The organism is Candidatus Zymogenus saltonus (assembly GCA_016929395.1).
GTDB lineage: Bacteria > Desulfobacterota > Zymogenia > Zymogenales > Zymogenaceae > Zymogenus > Zymogenus saltonus.
On the sequence record JAFGIX010000086.1, the window covers coordinates 1 to 16,599 of the forward strand.

Sequence of the window (16,599 nt, forward strand, 5' to 3'; positions counted from 1 at the left end):
TACCATCCTCGCATTTTTTGCATTAGCCATTATTTCCTCCGGTAGTATATATTTATCGTTTCTTTATAGAATCGGCAAATGTATTGTGCAATATATTGGTATATTCGGGTTTTGTCAACAAAGTTTTGGGGGAATTGGAGGCTCCAGAATTTTTTAATTTGTATTTAGTCGTAAAGAAATGAGGCGAGGCAGACGGTGGAAATACAAATGGGCGAATTGCATGATCGATATCGACAGGAAATTTCATTCCGATTTCATTTATTCTTAATAGTTTTTGTAGGAAAGGGATTATTTAGCATGAGAAATGAAAAGAAAGGGTCTATCACATTAATTAGACACGAAGGAAAAGTGAAAACCTACTCTGAAAAGGGTGGTTGGGGATTCGCTGTTTGCTGTTTGATATTGAAACTCAGTCCAAAGCCATCAAAACAAATTGGGGGAACGAAAAGAAAGAAGAATTTTACCCCTACTTGTCCAGAATCTCCCTGATCTTGCCGTTCAAGTCATTGAGGCGGGCGGGCTTCTGGATAAAACCGTCCCCGCCCTCCATCAGAATATCCTTCGCCTTTCCGTTCTCGGTGTAGCCGGAGGAGATCAGCACCTTGACATCCGGGTCTATCTCCTTCAATTTTCTGAACGTCTCCATGCCGCTCATTCCGGGCAAGACGTAGTCGAGGATGACCAGGTCGATCTCGTCCCGCATCTCCGTGAAAAGGCCGATCCCTTCCTCACCGTTGGTCGCGGTAATCACCTTATATCCCGTATCTTTAAGGAAATCGCTCCACATATCAACCACAATCGCCTCATCGTCAATGATAAGGAGGGTCTCGTCCCCGGCTGCCTTTCCGATATCCATTTCGGAATCGGCCGCCTTTGCCGCTTCGGGAATCGCGGGGAAATAGAGCTTAAAGGAGCTGCCCTCCCCGACTTCGCTGTAGACGGTGATTATCCCGGAGTGCTTCTGCATGATGCCGTATATCGTCGAGAGCCCCATTCCCGTTCCTCCCTTGTGCTCTTTCGTGCTGAAAAAGGGCTCGAAGATGCGCTCCTTTACATCCTTTGTCATGCCGATTCCGGTGTCCGTTACGGTCAGCACCACATAATCCCCCTTCTTCGCGCCGATGTGCATCCTGACAAAATCCTCATCCAACAACTTGCTTCTGGTCTCGATAATAAGCCTCCCGCCCATCGGCATGGCGTCCTTGGAGTTGATACATAGGTTCAAGAGGCACTGCTCGAGATGTCCCCTGTCCCCCTTTATCGTCAAGAGGTCCTCCTCAAGACAGGTCTCGATCGTGATGGACTTTTCAAATATGCCGGAGATTAACGGCAGTATCCTTTCAACCACGTCGTTCAGGTTGAGATTTGTAAACTTGTACTCCTCCCCTCTGGCGATGTTCAAGAGCTGTTTCGTGAGGTCGGACGCCCTCAGCGTTCCGTCATAGATCGTTTTCAAGGCCTTGTAGTCGGGATCGTCCTCATCCTTTTTGATAAGGAGATATTCCGAATAACCCATGATCCCCACGAGAATATTGTTGAAGTTATGGGCCATCCCTCCGGCCAGGGTGCCCAAGGCCTCCATCTTTTGGGTCTGGACAAGCTGGGCCTCGAGGCTCTTCTTCTCGGTCATGTCCTTTATTATCCCCTGATAGCCGATTATCTCTCCGGTCTCGTCTCTCCTCACAGACGACGTAACGAGGGTCTCTATAAAAGTCCCGTCCTTTTTTCTAAAGGTGATTTCATAGTCCGTCAAAAATCCCTCCCTGTTCAGGGCCTCTTGAATTTCTTTCCTGTAGTCGGGATCTTTGTAGATATCCTTTAAATCCATATTTAAAAGCTCATCCCGGGCATAACCAAAAAGCTTTTCGCCCGCCTGATTTATATCTTCAAATCTTCCCCCTATCGTTGAAAGATAGATCGTATCCCTGGAGGATTGGAAAAGATTGCGGTACCTTTCCTCACTCTCCTTCAAGGCCTCCTCGGCCGCCTTTCGCTCCGTTATATCACGAATGATTATGAGAATCGCAGGCTCACCCCTATACATAATCATGCTTGCATTGAACTCTACGTCCACCCTGCGACCGTTTTTATGCTTTGCCGCCGATTCATATGTTGAAGGCACATACTTGCCGGAAATTCTGTTTCTGTAATTAGCAGAAACCTTGTCGGCCTCGTCCGGATGTACGAAATCGAAAAAATCCGTGTCAATTATTTCATTGGCATCATAACCGCCTATTTCACACACGCGTCGATTTACGTACTTGATCTTTTTTTCTTGAACAATAATAATGCCGTCATTCGCCTGCTCCACAAGTATTCGATATTTCTCTTCGCTTTCAACGAGCGCCTCTTCGGCCTTCTTCTTTTCCGTAACATCGCTTAAAAATGTGAGGGAAGCGGGTTTCCCGTCCCATGTTATCGAAATGCCTGTTCCCTCGACCCACCTTATGCTTCCATCTTTCCTTAAGAGCCTGTAGAGATTCGGTTTGAGGAAATCCTCTCCGTTAATCTCCTTGAAATATCTCGAAAGGACCTCCTCTAAATCTTCGGGGTGAATAAACTTCTCTAAGGGTATCGAGGCAAGCTCTTCTTCCGAGTATCCCGAAATCTCTACGGTTTTTGGATTTGAAAATTTGACAAGATTGTCTTGAAGGACGAGTATGGCCTCCTTGGCGCTGTCCACCAACGTCCGATATTTGTCCTCCGATTCAATCAGCGCCCTCTCGGTCAGCACCCTGTCATTTATATTCCTGGCAACGATATTGATAGATACAACAGATCCACCCCTATCTTTCACCGGCCTTGTGATGGTGGAAAACCACTTGTAATCACCTTTTTTATCTATTGCCCTGATTTCGGCCTCGAAGGAATTCCCCTTTAAACTCTCTTTAAGGGCTTCCCTGAGAATTGAATAATCATCGGGGTGAGTAGTCGTCAAGGAGTTTTTCCCGATTATCTCGTCTCTCCGATAACCGCTCTCCCTGAGAAACGAATCGTTGACCTGAAGAAACGCGCCCTTTAGATCGATGGTGAAGATAACATCTACGGCATTTTCGATTATATCCCTGTACTTCTCTTCGCTTCTCTTTAACGCCTCCTCCGCCAATATCCTCTTGGAGATATCTCTACAGATGCAAAAGACGACATCATCTCCCCCCCACCGTCCCCTTGTGCATTTTGCCTCTACCGGAATCGACGTCTTGTCTGTCTTTAATAAAGGTACAGCGTAGATACCGGAGTTACCTTTAAAAAGAGCGCCAGCGATCTTATCCTTATTCTGCCCCCTCCCGATAGAGAGGAGATTATTGAAATCGGTGCCTAAAAGCTCCTCGATCGGATACCCGAGCCTCCTCTCCACCGCCGGATTGACATGAACGATCTTGCCGTCATATTGATAGATAAAGAGGAGGTCCTCCATAGTATCAAAAAGGGTCTGCAGGTTTTCTCTCCCCTTTTTAACCTCTTCCAGGGCTCCGGCCGCACGGAGAGCCTCGTAGCTGAAGGACGCCAGAATTTGGCCCATCTCGGAATCTTTATCATTAAAGGATGATCTGGCCTTGTTATGAAGAGTGATTATGCCTTTTATCTCATCCGTTGAATCGTTGAGGCTAAATACGAGGAGAGAGCCGTCTTTGTATCCATTCCACCCGCTTTTCTTAAGTCCCCCCGCCTTTTCAATGTCTTCAATAAGCGTCGCCCCCCCTTCCCTCAAGGCTTTCTCCAATATCGTGCCCTTTTCAAGAGGGAGGGGAATTTTTTCCGCCGCGTGTCCGGGGTCAAGGGAATGAGCGAGGATCAGCGAATCGTCTTCAATGATATACAGGCTTCCCCCCTCTACATCCATGTTTTCCTTAAACTCCTCAAGGAGTATTCTCCCCATCTCCTTGATCTTTGAGGCGGCCGTCAGTTTTCCGGTCGACTTGACAATCGCCCTCAAACGTCTGTTCGTATCCGTTAGCTCCCTGCTTTTCTCCCTGATGGCGTGTTCCGCGGCTTCTCTTTCATTTTCGAGCCTTATCCTTTCAAAGCACCTGTCCAACGTGGCCAAAAGCTCCCGTTCCTCGAGAGGTTTTTGGAGGTAGTCATAGGCTCCCTCCTGAATCGCCTCGATGGCCGTATCGGCGGCTTCACGGAGGACCATCATCACGCAGATCAAAGTGGGCCTTTTCCCCCTCAACCACGAGAGGAGGTCAATCCCTCTCTCCCCCCCGAGACAAACATTTACGAGAGCCACGTCCGCGTCAAAATCCTCGATTTTGTTACAGGCCTCCTCAACGCCCTTCGCCGCCTCGGTCAGGTATCCCCGCGACTTGAGCACCTCGTTCAGGCTCTCGATAGAATCCCGGTCGTCATCTACGATAAGGATGCGACGACCGGAAGAGAAATCCTTATTACTCCCGTCAACGGCCATGATCGTCTGCTAATTCCTCCCAATTGGCACGGTACTCCCGGTGATACCTAAAAGATCACCGGATTTAAACAAGTCACTCAACACCCCTAACACCGACATTTAGCGAAGTCTCTCTATCGTACCCCCTTCTTCATCCGCAAAGGCGCTCACGACTAACGCCGCAATAATCCTGGCTTTCCGAAAGCTTGTCAACACCATCAACTCAAAAAATCACTTTGTTTTCGGATTATCTCTTAATAGGATCAAATTATAGAAAGATTGCCTTTTCAATTAAAGGATTTGATTATAATTACATTCGACCTCAATTGCAAGGGCAAACAATAAGATAAGAGTCTAAATGCGTGAGGGAGACTGCCAGATTACGACACCTTCAACAGTGAGCCGCAGCATCTTCCTCTCATCACGATGCTGCGGCGCGAATATCGAGAGACCCCCCCTTTTAGGGCCGGCGTCTCTAAACCGCGATGAATCGGGCCGGTTTAATCCCCATCAAATCGATCGCAGTGTCAGGCATTCTCTTTCGATTCCGCCTCGATCAAAATAATTTCGGCGGTAGTCTTCGGCCGGTCACGGCCGTCGCCTGCTTAAAGGCCTTCCACACCATATTCGTCTTTATGCTCTTCGCCATCTCCCCCCTCCTGTTATAAAGCTTAAAAATTTTTATATGAAAAGTATTTATAAATTATGCCCCCATTTCAATTACTATTAATTCAGTTTGTTTTAGATCAGCTCCTGCTTTTAAAAATAGTCCGCCGCGCGCTCACCCGACGAGATAGGTGCCACGTCCCACCGCGATCGTCTCCCCGTTGTCATTTGTAAGCTCCATCCCTATCGTCGCCACCTTCCCACCCATTCTCACGGTTGATCCCTCGCACAAGAAGTACTCTCCGAGGCCGGGCCTCAAATAATCGACCCTGAGGTCCACCGTGCTGACCTTCTCGACGCGCCGAAAAATATCCTCCTTCGACATCCCCTCCATCTTCTCTATCACCTCCACCGCCGCCATGATCCCGCCGACGATATCGATGAGGGAGGAGATTACCCCGCCGTGGAGCATGCCCCTGATAAAATTCCCTATCAGCCCCTCCTTCATCTGTATCCTGACCGTGACGCCTTCCCGGCCGACGGCAACGACCTCAAGCCCCAAGAACATGTTGTAGGGCATCCGTTTTTCGTAGGTATCTTTTAGAAGCTCAACGGCCCCCGCAAAATCGCTTTTATCACCGGACATATTGATTTCCTCTATCCTTTGATCCCGCCTCTATCCCGTCGGGTTTCTTTGGAAAAATAAAAAAGGTGTCACCCCTCAAAAAAACGTGACTGATTTTACCCCGGACAGATTGACTTTCCATCGGGCGTTCAATAAACCCTGACGCCGTTTCCGACCGATCTCTCCGGGGCGAGGAGGACCACGCCACTGTCGCCGTCGACCCCCAGTATTAAGACCTCCGACTTGATCCCGGCAATCCGCTTGGGCGGTAAATTCGCCACGCAGACAACCTGCCTTCCGACAAGCTCCTCGGCCTTGTGAAGGTCAACAATCTGGGCGCTCGAAAGCCGCGTCCCGAGCCCGCCCAAATCGATCGTAAGCACGTAGGAGGGAACCCTCGCCTTTTCGTTAAGCTTTACCGAGACGACCGTCCCCACTCTCATATCGACCTTTCTGAAAAGCTCGTAATCTATCATAAATACCCCCAACCGTTTTTTAATATAAAGTCGACGGGATGTCAAAAGGAAAAACCGCAAAAAACGCGCTTTCCATCGATTGTCGTTTTCAAGAGATTATTCGGATCGAGAGGCAGGCCTCGACCGACCGGACAAATACCTCTTATCGGCTGTTATTGTATTTTATGATTTTTAAGTCTCTCGGACCGAAGCCGGGATTCGATGAAGTGCGATTTTATACGGGATAAACAGGTTGGATCTGTCCAGCGGGCACAAATGCGAAAAAATCGAAGCGGTCAGTGAAGGAACGATAGAGACCACGAATCGTCGGAAGATTTAACAGAGGCGGCCTTGGCCCTTTTTTAAGGGCGAAGGGCACGAGCAATCACTTGATTAAAAAAATGGAATTTTGAGTTAGTCGTAAAGCCTGTCTGAAATCTGTGAAGTACTGAATTAGAGTGATTAAATCACAGAGAAATAACGAGATTTGAGAGCCAAAAATCGGCCGGGACGGGAGCTTTTTTCAACCTCGTCCGCCCCTCGTCCATTGCCCAGTTTTCACCCGATTCCCCCGACCTCCGACCCCCCTGTTTTCACCCAACCCCGCTTACGACCCATGACATGCTCTCTTTGGGTCGTGTCTCTTCCCCCCTTCTTAGGATGCTTTTTAATTTCCCTACCTTGAGGGGAAGCCGATTAAAAGCCCCTATCTCCCCATTTCCTGCAAGCGGTTTTATGACAGGGGCGCCTTTTATCTATTTATCTTTCGGGGAAGCCCATGACCCGCAACCCATTTTCTCATCACCCGCAAGCACTATTAGCAACAATGGCATTCCTAATTCTTTGTCCAGTCTAAGTGGAGGTTCATGACCCGCAACCCATTTTCTCATTGCCAGCGAGCACTTTTACGACCGGGGCGGCAGATATTACCTGAATCTCATCGAGCCCAACCCTTCGAGCGTAAGGGTCAGCATGAACCCATAGTCTTCGCTGTTGTCTTCGTGTTCCCAGCGCTTACGATAAAGCTCAAGATATACTCCCCAGCATTGGGGATGATAGTCGATACCTATACCCAAATAGTCGGGCCCTATTTCATTCTCTTCTTCATCTTCGCTATCGTCCCCGCTTCTCAGATAGTTAATGGAATAAAAATATAGGTCCAGGTCATCGTAGACCACGAACTTCAGCTCTCCGTTTATATACTCGTATTCACGCAGTCTGAATCTCTCCTCATCCTTCTTATAGACGTGCTTACTCACATTGTTGTAACTAACCGAAAGATAGTCGCCCCTTAGATCCTTCAGGGTAATGCCCCCGGAGATCAACGTAAAATCATCTAAGAAATGATCATACTCCGTCTTGAAGGTCAAGTTCAAATAGTCTGAAGGCTTGGAACTGAGAATTGCGTAGGTGGTTATGTAATTTCCATGAACATCGTACGGCACGCTGTCGGGGTCTTTATCAAAATCTATATTGACTCCCAACTCAAGATTCAATAAATTTCTTGTGAGCGCATCTCTCTCTGGTGATGCGACATTCCCCGCGAGACTATTGATCAGGGCAAAAGACAATATGCTCTTGCCCCAGACCCTGTCCTTGTCATCCAGCCTTGGGTATTTGTTCTGGTCGATATAGGGCGAAAACGTATAACCGACAGCCGGACTCAGCGTATACTCTATTGAATTGAACGATCCGAGATCGGTGTCATATGTCCATGAATAATCCGCGTGAGTCTTTACGCCGGTCTCGAAGGTAAATCGGTCCATACTCGACGGGTAGTCCCTGTCGTTTTCGGGCCACCACCATGTAAATATTCCATCAATCCACGGCTCCACGGTGACAGGTCCCATGGCGATGGGGGCGGTCAGCCCCGGCCGGGCATCAACGCGCATTCCCCTGACGCCCCTTTTACGATAGAAATTTGAAAAGGATGAGTCCATATCAAAGACCAGGGGTGTCCCCGGGATATTATACGGCTTCGTTATGAAAAGGAATTCGGGCAGGACCTGGATCGTCTTCCTGTCCTTTTTGTCGTCCATATCATCACGGTATATGAAATTGATGTAGAAATCCGCCCAGCTGACTTCCTTTTTAAAGGAAACTTTTGATGTCAGGTATCTCGGCTTACTTTTGATCAAGTCGTCGTAGAATGACCCCAGATCATCATAGTAGTCGTCATCGCTGACGAGGTTTATATCCCATATGGTATATACATTCCAGGGAAGCTCTTGTTCGTGGTCAAAGTTAAACGCCCAGCGAAAATCATCTTTTATCAAGTCCTCTATGAAAGAGAAGTTTGTCTGACCTTTCAGGTTTTCCTTTAGAAAATATCTGTATTCGAGGCCGAGCTTTACGCCGCGTTTTGTCATGATGTCTGTGACGATCGTGGCATCCGTACTCTTGTTTATCGCCCAAAAATAGGAGAATAGGAATTTTGCGCCGCTCTCATCGGAAAAACCGACTCTTGGGATCAGAAAACCGGATTGACGCTTGGTCTTGACGGGTATGATCGCATAGGGCCAGTAGAGGACCGGGATTTCCTTTACGTGAAAGGAGCTTCCCCAGGCCGTGGCATAGCCCTCCACGGTCAGGTCGGCCTCTCTCGCCTTAATCTTCCAGGCGGGAGATTCCCCGTCACAGGTGGTGAAAGTGCCTCTCAAAAGGTGGTAGTCCTTCTCCCCTAACTTCTCCAGCTCCTTGCCGGAGATATAGAAGTTCTTTTCCGCGTAAAAGATCATGCCGTTGTAGATAATGCCGGTCTGGGTGTCCATCTTTATCTTTACCAGGTCGCCCTCGACCTTATCCTCGCCGTCGTATAGGGAGACGTTGCCTTCCGCCTCGGCCATCTTGGTCTCCGCCCACAAGGTCACCTTGTCGGCCTTGAGCAGGGCGTTTCCTCTCGTTATTTCGACATTACCCTCGGCGGTGTAAACCGCGTTTTCCCGATCATACGTAAGCATGTCGGCGGAAATCAGGATAGGTATGGTTTTATCGCCAAAATCCATATCCTTAAACTGAGCAAAGGAGACAGTCGATGCCGATAGTATGAAAAGGACTACGTAAGTGAACAGATATTTTCTTTTAAACATTTTAAATACGCTTAAAAAAATAAAACAAAAGGGCTTTGCTGGTTATTTTACTATCAAAAAAGACGCTCTGTGTCAAGTTAATTGTATTGTATTTATATTAATATGAATAATAGAGGGAGATCGAGCTTTCAAGTTCAAGGGTTCTTGAATGGATGCCGGTAAGCCGGCTGAAGCCGAGTTCTTTCGGGAGGATTCATACGAAACGAGGTTGACATAGTTTTAGCCGAGGGGAAACCCGTTGCCGTGAAGATAAATAGTCTAAAAATCCCCCGGGTGGTGTGACCGCATTTATAAAGAGGTTTATGACGAATAGGGTTTAAAAGGGGTGTTACGTAATATACCCGAACCGGTTGGTTTGGTTTGGGTGTCCCTTTGGGCTATCTGATGTATAGCATGAATTTTTTACACCCGTTGGGATTAGAATCCAAGTGGATGGTTTTGTCTCTCCAGTCGATTTTGCGGCTCCCCAGGCCCGGGTTCGGGCGGGTGAAACAGGCATCCGCATTGATGAAGCGAAGCGGTCCCCCATATTCGTCGTAGATGATGGTCTCAACACACTTAGCTTCCGGTACCGGTATGCATGCCATGAAATAGCGACCTGATGCATTGTATCCGGCTATATTCAGCCAATACTTGTTTTTATTCCAGGAGGGCGTCTCGTTTTCCGATGTGATGTGCGGATACGTTATATCATAAGTGCTCGGGGTTCAGGTGTGGTGACCGACGGACCCGGTTGTGTAGATGTTGATCTCCACATCCCCCGCGCTGGCAATGACAGGAGCCGCGACCGCCAGAAGGAAGACCGGAACAACAATTAAAGGTCTCTCCATAGGCCTTTCCATCCCATGAGCCGGATTATTAAAAGCCTCGGCAATCAATATTAAATCCCCAGCTTACCCCAACGCCCCGACTCGAATGACAACTATCGGTCAAGAAAACAAGCCCTTCTTGGACGGCATCCCCATTTGATTACTTGATGGCCTCCACCCTCGACTTGACGTTCTTCTTGAGGATTTCCAGAATCTCGGGATACCTCTGGACGACGGCCTTCAGATCGTTTCTGGTGATCTCCAATAACCTGAGGTCGCTCTCGGCGATTACGTCTGCGGTCCTTGGCTTTCCGGTTATCAACGCTACCTCTCCGAAAAAGTCCCCGGGCAAGAGCCGGGACGTGAAGTCCCCCCCACCCTCTTTTTTGGCGACCACCTTTACGTATCCCGACTGAATGAAATACATGGAATCCCCCGGGGCCCCCTGCTTTATGACCACATCGCCCTCGCCGAATCTCCTCGGCTTGAACAGGTCGAGAATAACGCTCCTCTTCTTGGCGGAGAGGGATGAAAAGAGGGGAGATGTTGCAAGAATGGTGTCGAGAATCCTCTTCTTGTAGAAGTTCAGCAGCACGTCCCTAACCTGGGGATGGTCTTCCACAACGTTGTCCATATCCCTCTTCGTCAGCTCGAGGAGGGTCGTTTCTACAACCGCCTTTATCGTGGCAAAGCGGACCGCATTTGAAAAGAAGCCTATCTCCCCGAAAAAATCCCCCTCCCCCAGGCTGTTTATGTACACCTCTTCCCCTTGTTCGCTCCGCTTTGAGACGCTCACCTCCCCAGATACTATGCAGTATATGGAATCCCCCTCTTCACCCTCCCTCAGGATAACCTCCCCGGCAGAGAAAGTGATCGGTTTGATTTTATCCACAACGGCTATGAACTCATCGCGGGACAGATCCGAAAAGAGCTCTATCTTCTCCTGCTTGCCCGCCATCTTTGTTGAATATGATGACATCACCCTCTTTCTGGAGAGGGAATACTCCGACATCTGAGGGTCGTCCGGGTCGATGAGGTCCATTATATCCGGCTCTTCCGGCTCCGAGACGACCTCGGCTTCTATCACCCCTTTCCCGCCTCCCAGTCCCAAAGCCGGCTCTTCTCCCTTCTGCTTTCTATAGAGCTCGGCGATTCTGCCTTTTACATCAGCGTTATTCGGATCGATCTTTAAGATAATCTTATTTACCGCTATGGCTTTGAGGAGCGTCCCTGTGTCCGTATATTTTTTTGCCGCAAAGTTGTAATGTTTTATAGCCTCGTTTTTCTGGCCCATCTTGACGTAACACTCGCCCACCTTGGTGTGAATCGCCGGAGAATTGGTCAGTCTGATGACCTCGAGATAATCATTTATCGCATCCTTGTATTTCCCCTTGGATGCCTTGAGCTCTCCCGATTTAACGAGCTCGGTCGCCCTTTGTTTTACGTCCGACATTTTCATCACCTATATAATAATGAGAGAGATACTATTTTTAAAAACGTTCAAACAACAAGCGGTTTTCTCTTTGTCTTGAATCCGGCCAAGGCGGATGTGGCAAAAACTTTTTACAAGCCCTGTACATATATACAGAAAATACGGATCCCCCCCCTGTCCACAAGGAAACAGTTGATTTAATTGAACTCCCTTCTTTGAAAAATTCCCGGGTGCCGCGTTAATGATAGCAAATGGCGGGAAAAGTGTAAAGAATTTTATGTTTTTAATAAGATGCGGGCCTACAGGCCGAAGAGGCTCTTTGCGTTTTCGTAGACCCACTTCCTCTTCACCTCCTCTTTTAAGGGCAGCTCCATCACGCCGTCGGCTAGCTCCTTTATCGAAAGGCCCATGAAGAGCCAGGTGGAGCCGAAGAGGATCTTATCCTTCAAGATCGAATTTCCGTATCTTATGAGGGCCTCCCACCCCGCCCCCGGCGTCCCGAGGTACTTCGGCAGGTAAGAGGCTATGTCGATGTAGATGTTTTTGTTCCGCCACGCCACGGCGACCATCTCCTCCACCCAGGGCCATCCCCCGTGCCCCGCGATCATCTTGAGCTCCGGGAAGTCCTGAGCCACGATGTCGAGATAAATCGGGCGCTCCACCTCCATGGTGTGGGTGGAGTAATTTATCGAGAGGTGAAACCATACAGGGATATCGAGCTCGACGCAGGTGGAGTAGAGGGGATACATCTTGGCGTGATGGGGGGGAATTTGAAACATGAAGGGGCGAACGGCGATTCCTCTCAAGCCCAGGTCGTAGCACCTCCTGATTTCCCTGACGGCGTCCATCCCCTTCAGGGGGTCGATCCCGGCGACCCCTACGAACCTGTCCGGATACCTCTTTACCATGTCGGCGTAGTAGTCGTTTTTGAGACCCTTGATCCCGCTCTTGCTCTCCTCGTCCAGATTGAAGATGACCGCCTTTTCCACCCCCATCTCATCCAGCTGCTTCATGAATTCTTCGATCGGCGTAATAAGGGGCTGCACCCTTGGCTTTAGCTCTTCCCTCAAAACATCGTTCGGAAGGGTCGTTTTCATCCGGTAGAGCTCCTCCGGCATCATGCCGAGAACGGGCGCCACCCTCGGGCCGAAGACGTCCTTCAGGTAGCCCGCCATCTGCGGGGGGAGAGACGCTATCAGGTCCAGCATAACCTCTTCCGTCGGGAGATAGCAGAGGGAGTCTATAATCTTGTATTTTTCGCCCATTTTTTACCTCGAAGTTCTTTTGGTCTTCTCCAATCTTCTTCAAATTAAACTGCCTTAAATCTCGGTGACATTTCCAATATTAGTATCCTAATATCCTGTTAAGCCCCGTTGCCCGCCGTCACGTTCGCAAAGGGGCAGGCATTCAAAATCCTTGAGGATCAAAAAATGGGGAGATTGAACATTATTTGAAATAACGAGCAATCCCCCCTTTTTTATCGTTTTCAATTTTCAGACTCTGTGCCTGCCGTCACACCTTAAAGCATTTTTCGTCCAAAGACTAAACTTCCGAGGGCCCGAAGACCTTCCTTACCTCCTTGAAGGCCTCATCGGCGACGTTGATGGACTTTTCTATGTCCGCCTTCTCGTGGGCGGCGCTGACAAACCAGTTGTGGTGCGGGTGGAAGAAGACGCCCCGCTTCATCGCCTCGATAGAAAACAGTTGGCTGTTTCTGAAATCGCCCCTGTCCTTGAAGGTCATGAATAGCGTCGCCGGCGGGCCGGTCACCTCGACCTCCAGCTCGTGGGCCTGGGCCATCTCTTCGAGGCCGGATTTAAGAAGCTCCCCCATCTTCTTTATCTTTTCGATGGCGTTGTCCCTCTTCAGGATTTTAAGGGTGGCCAGAGAAGCCGCCATGGGAACGGCGGAGAGCCAGTAACTACCGGTGTAGAACACGCCGGAGGCGCTTATCCTCATCTTATCCGTTCCCACCATTGCGGAGAGGGCGTAGCCGTTGGCGATCGCCTTGCAGTAGCAGGATATGTCCGGCTGGAAGCCGAAGAGCTCGTGCGAACCTCTGAGGTCAAGCCTGAAGCCCGCCCTGATGTCGTCCAAAATCAGGACTATCCCCTCCTCGTCGCAGGTCTTTCTTATTCCCTTCCAGTAACCCTCCGGGGGCATCACCTGATTCGCCCAGGTCGGGTGGTGATACGGCGTTAGGATCGTCCCGGCTATCTCGCCCTTATATTTTCTCGCCAGTTCGTTGAACTCGTCCAGATCTCCCCATGTTACGTAAAGGAGATTTTGAACGTCCTCATCGATGACGCCGGCGTGCCCGGCACCCGTAGCCCACGGCGCCGTACCGTGATAGGCGCCCTTTGCCATGATGATCTTCTTCCTCTTTGTGTGGTGTCTTGCGATCATCAGGGAGTGGTTGGTCATGTCGGCGCCGTTCTTGCCGAACACGACCCAGTCCGCCATGGGGATGAGCTTGGTGATGTGCTCTGCAAGCTCCACCATAATCTCGGCCGGGTGGTTGCAGATATCCGCCTTCTTCTTCTGCTCCTCGGCGGCCTTGTCCACCTCCGGGTGGTTATAGCCCAGGACCATCGGGCCGTAACTGCACAAGTAGTCTATATACTCGTTTCCGTCTACGTCCCAGTACTTGCATCCCTTGGTCTTCTCTATGTAGTATGGAGAGGCCAGGGGGCCGACGATAACCGGCGTCATGTGGCCGTATATTCCCTGGGGGATCACCTCTGCCGCCCTCTTAAAAAGACTGATTGATTTTTTATATCTATCCGTGTATTGAGTCATTTTTTCCTCCGAACTTATAACCGTTTAGTTCTATAAGCAGCTAAACGCCTATTCGAGATATGCGCCCGCCTTTTCCATCAGAAAAGCGAGCTGCTCGATAATGGCGAGAGAGCCGGAAAGCTCGATGTCTCCCAGCGCTACGGCCGCCATGAGATCAAGCTGGTTGGTGAACATCGCATAGGCAATATCGAAGTTTTTAAAGCCGAGGTAGGCGTTGTAATCGTCCGGTCTCCCCTTGACGGCCTTGAAGTCCTTCCCCTTCTTTACGATATAGACCGAAGGTCCGCTATTTGCCCCGTCCTTTATCTCCACGTGGGCGATCCCGTCCGGGATCTTCTTTACCACGTCCGCCATCGACTTGTCCGCCTGCCCCACCTGGGCCGCGCCCATGACGGCGGCGTAAAGGAGAAGGGTTGCGATGAGGTCTTTCTCCTCGCCCTTCGGATTCTTCTCATTCATGTAATTGTCGAGGATATCGCCGATCTTCTCGAACTTCTTGGTGAGTCCCAGCTTCAACAAGCCCTTTACGGGAAGCGGTATCCCGAAGCCCTTTTTGGCCAGCATATTTGATACGACCTTGTGGGATATGAATACCAGGCTCACGGTCGATTTCTTTTCCTTCCCCGGCGTGACGACGATTCCGTCGTTTACAAACTCCACCTGGGCGGCAAGGTCTTCCGGGGCGGAAAACTGAATTACGCCATTAAGACCCTTTAAGATCTTTTTGGCATCTTTGTCTTTTTTTGCTATCTCTTCAAAGAGCGGAAGTATCGCGTAGAGAAACAGCCTTGCTTTAACTAAATTCTCCGACATGTATATTCCTCCTTTAACCTATTAATGTAATATATTAAATGATTAGATGATCTATATCAAGTCATAATAGTCCGCCTCCGAAAAATCCCTAACTCCCTTAGCCGATTACGACCTCTCATAGTCAATTCCGTCCACCCCTTGCCACATCCAGCGAATAGACTTCACCGCACCAACGGCACCGGCGTGAAAAGGCCCGTACGCCGCCGCCCCTGTCGGAAACATTGCGGCCGTTCCGCACCCGGCCCACCTTCCAGCCCTCGATCCCCTTTCAGCTCCCACCCGTTCTTCTACGCCCCATCCCCCTTGACCCCCGACCCCCTACGCTAGCCCCCCCGTTTACCATCCCATCCCACCCTACCGCTCCCCAGCCGATTATAATTACGGCACCTCACCATAATTACGACCTCCCCATAATTACAGCCCCGCCCGTAAAAATCTCGGCAGCCTCGATCCGTTAAGTTCCGGGGAACTTCGGCTTTCTCCTCTCGCCGAAGGCGGTAATCGCCTCGAAGAAGTCCTCCGACGGCAGGATGTTTGCGCTCCTGTTGGCGACGTAATCGAGGCCGTCGGCCACGTTCTTGTCCCTGCAGTAGTGTATCACCTCCTTGGCGGACATGACCGCCAGGGGCGCCTGCTCCGCTATCTCTTCGGCCAATGCCTGCGCTCCGGCAAAGAGGGCATCCATATCCGGGTAGACCTCGTTTACGAGGTTTATCTCCTTCGCCCTGTCGGCGCTGATGCTCCTGGTGGTGTATGTAAGCTCCTTTGTGTGGCCTTCTCCGACTATTCTCGGGAGCCTCTGAAGGGTTCCCGCGTCGGCCACTATCGCCACCCTCGCCTCCCTGACGGAGAAGGTCGCGTCCTTGGACGCCAGGCGTATGTCGCAGGCGGTGATGATGTCCACCCCGGCGCCGATGCAGTAACCGTGCACCGCGGCGATAACCGGCTTTCTGCACTTTTCAAACGCCGTTATGGAATCCTGAAGCTCCAATATCTTTTTCACCATATTGAGCCTCTTTCTCCCCATGATGCCCTTTTCGGACAGCCCGGGCACCTCGGGGGCCATCCCTATAAGGTCGATCCCCGCCGTGAAGCACTTTCCCCTTCCGGCCAGGATCACTACCCTTATCTCGTCGTCATCGTCAAGCTCCGCCATCACCTCGATGCTCTCCCGCCAGAAATCGGGCCCGCAGGCGTTCAGCTTATCCGGGCGGTTCATAAAGACCCAGGCGATGGCTCCCTTTCTCTCAACATCAAAGACCTTATACTTCTTTGTCATTATAATCCCCTCACTACTCAAATTTCATTCAACAAAGGTCCAAGTCACTATTCAAACTGCAAACTTGAAGCGTCACTGCAATATCAATCTTAAATATCAATCTTACTAATATAATAGGCGGCCCTTCGTGTCAAGAATTTTTAGAGAAAATGTTTTATGTAGAAAAGAGCCTGCCTTATTTGACATATTTTTATTCCTTAACGAGAGAATTTATGCTATTATCATAACCTGTTTACAAGGGAGGTTTTTTTAAGGCTGGCCTCGCTTTTTCAAGGGCGCTTCCCGATAAAAGGGGGAGAAGA

At 49.8% G+C, this 16,599-nt stretch carries 10 protein-coding genes; all 10 read right to left on the reverse strand.

Annotated elements, in window-relative coordinates; all coding sequences use genetic code 11:
* Positions 1 to 466: 466 nt before the first annotated feature.
* On the reverse strand, positions 467 to 4,411 hold the full coding sequence (locus JW984_15745; GenBank protein ID MBN1574650.1) for a PAS domain S-box protein: 3,945 nt from the start codon (positions 4,409 to 4,411) through the stop codon (positions 467 to 469).
* Between the two features lie 760 nt (positions 4,412 to 5,171).
* Positions 5,172 to 5,642: a thioesterase family protein gene (locus JW984_15750; protein ID MBN1574651.1), complete on the reverse strand. Its 471-nt coding sequence runs from the start codon at positions 5,640 to 5,642 to the stop codon at positions 5,172 to 5,174.
* 128 nt (positions 5,643 to 5,770) lie between these two features.
* A complete protein-coding gene (locus tag JW984_15755) occupies positions 5,771 to 6,097 on the reverse strand; it encodes a tRNA-binding protein (protein ID MBN1574652.1) in 327 nt (108 codons plus the stop codon).
* 905 nt (positions 6,098 to 7,002) lie between these two features.
* The gene (locus JW984_15760) at positions 7,003 to 9,165 is read right to left on the reverse strand and encodes an LPS-assembly protein LptD (protein MBN1574653.1); all 2,163 of its coding nucleotides are present in this window, start codon (positions 9,163 to 9,165) and stop codon (positions 7,003 to 7,005) included.
* 969 nt (positions 9,166 to 10,134) lie between these two features.
* The gene (locus JW984_15765) at positions 10,135 to 11,427 is read right to left on the reverse strand and encodes a cyclic nucleotide-binding domain-containing protein (GenBank protein ID MBN1574654.1); all 1,293 of its coding nucleotides are present in this window, start codon (positions 11,425 to 11,427) and stop codon (positions 10,135 to 10,137) included.
* Positions 11,428 to 11,705: 278 nt separating this feature from the next.
* Entirely contained in the window at positions 11,706 to 12,671 is a 966-nt protein-coding gene (locus tag JW984_15770; GenBank protein MBN1574655.1) for an amidohydrolase, read from the reverse strand.
* Positions 12,672 to 12,948: 277 nt separating this feature from the next.
* On the reverse strand, positions 12,949 to 14,205 hold the full coding sequence (locus JW984_15775; GenBank protein MBN1574656.1) for an aminotransferase class III-fold pyridoxal phosphate-dependent enzyme: 1,257 nt from the start codon (positions 14,203 to 14,205) through the stop codon (positions 12,949 to 12,951).
* Positions 14,206 to 14,253: 48 nt separating this feature from the next.
* A complete protein-coding gene (locus tag JW984_15780; GenBank protein MBN1574657.1) occupies positions 14,254 to 15,018 on the reverse strand; it encodes a hypothetical protein in 765 nt (254 codons plus the stop codon).
* A gap of 105 nt (positions 15,019 to 15,123) precedes the next feature.
* The gene (locus tag JW984_15785) at positions 15,124 to 15,297 is read right to left on the reverse strand and encodes a hypothetical protein (protein MBN1574658.1); all 174 of its coding nucleotides are present in this window, start codon (positions 15,295 to 15,297) and stop codon (positions 15,124 to 15,126) included.
* A 175-nt stretch (positions 15,298 to 15,472) separates the two neighbouring features.
* Positions 15,473 to 16,297, reverse strand: a complete 825-nt coding sequence (locus tag JW984_15790) for a crotonase/enoyl-CoA hydratase family protein (GenBank protein MBN1574659.1) — start codon at positions 16,295 to 16,297, stop codon at positions 15,473 to 15,475.
* Between the last annotated feature and the right edge of the window lie 302 nt (positions 16,298 to 16,599).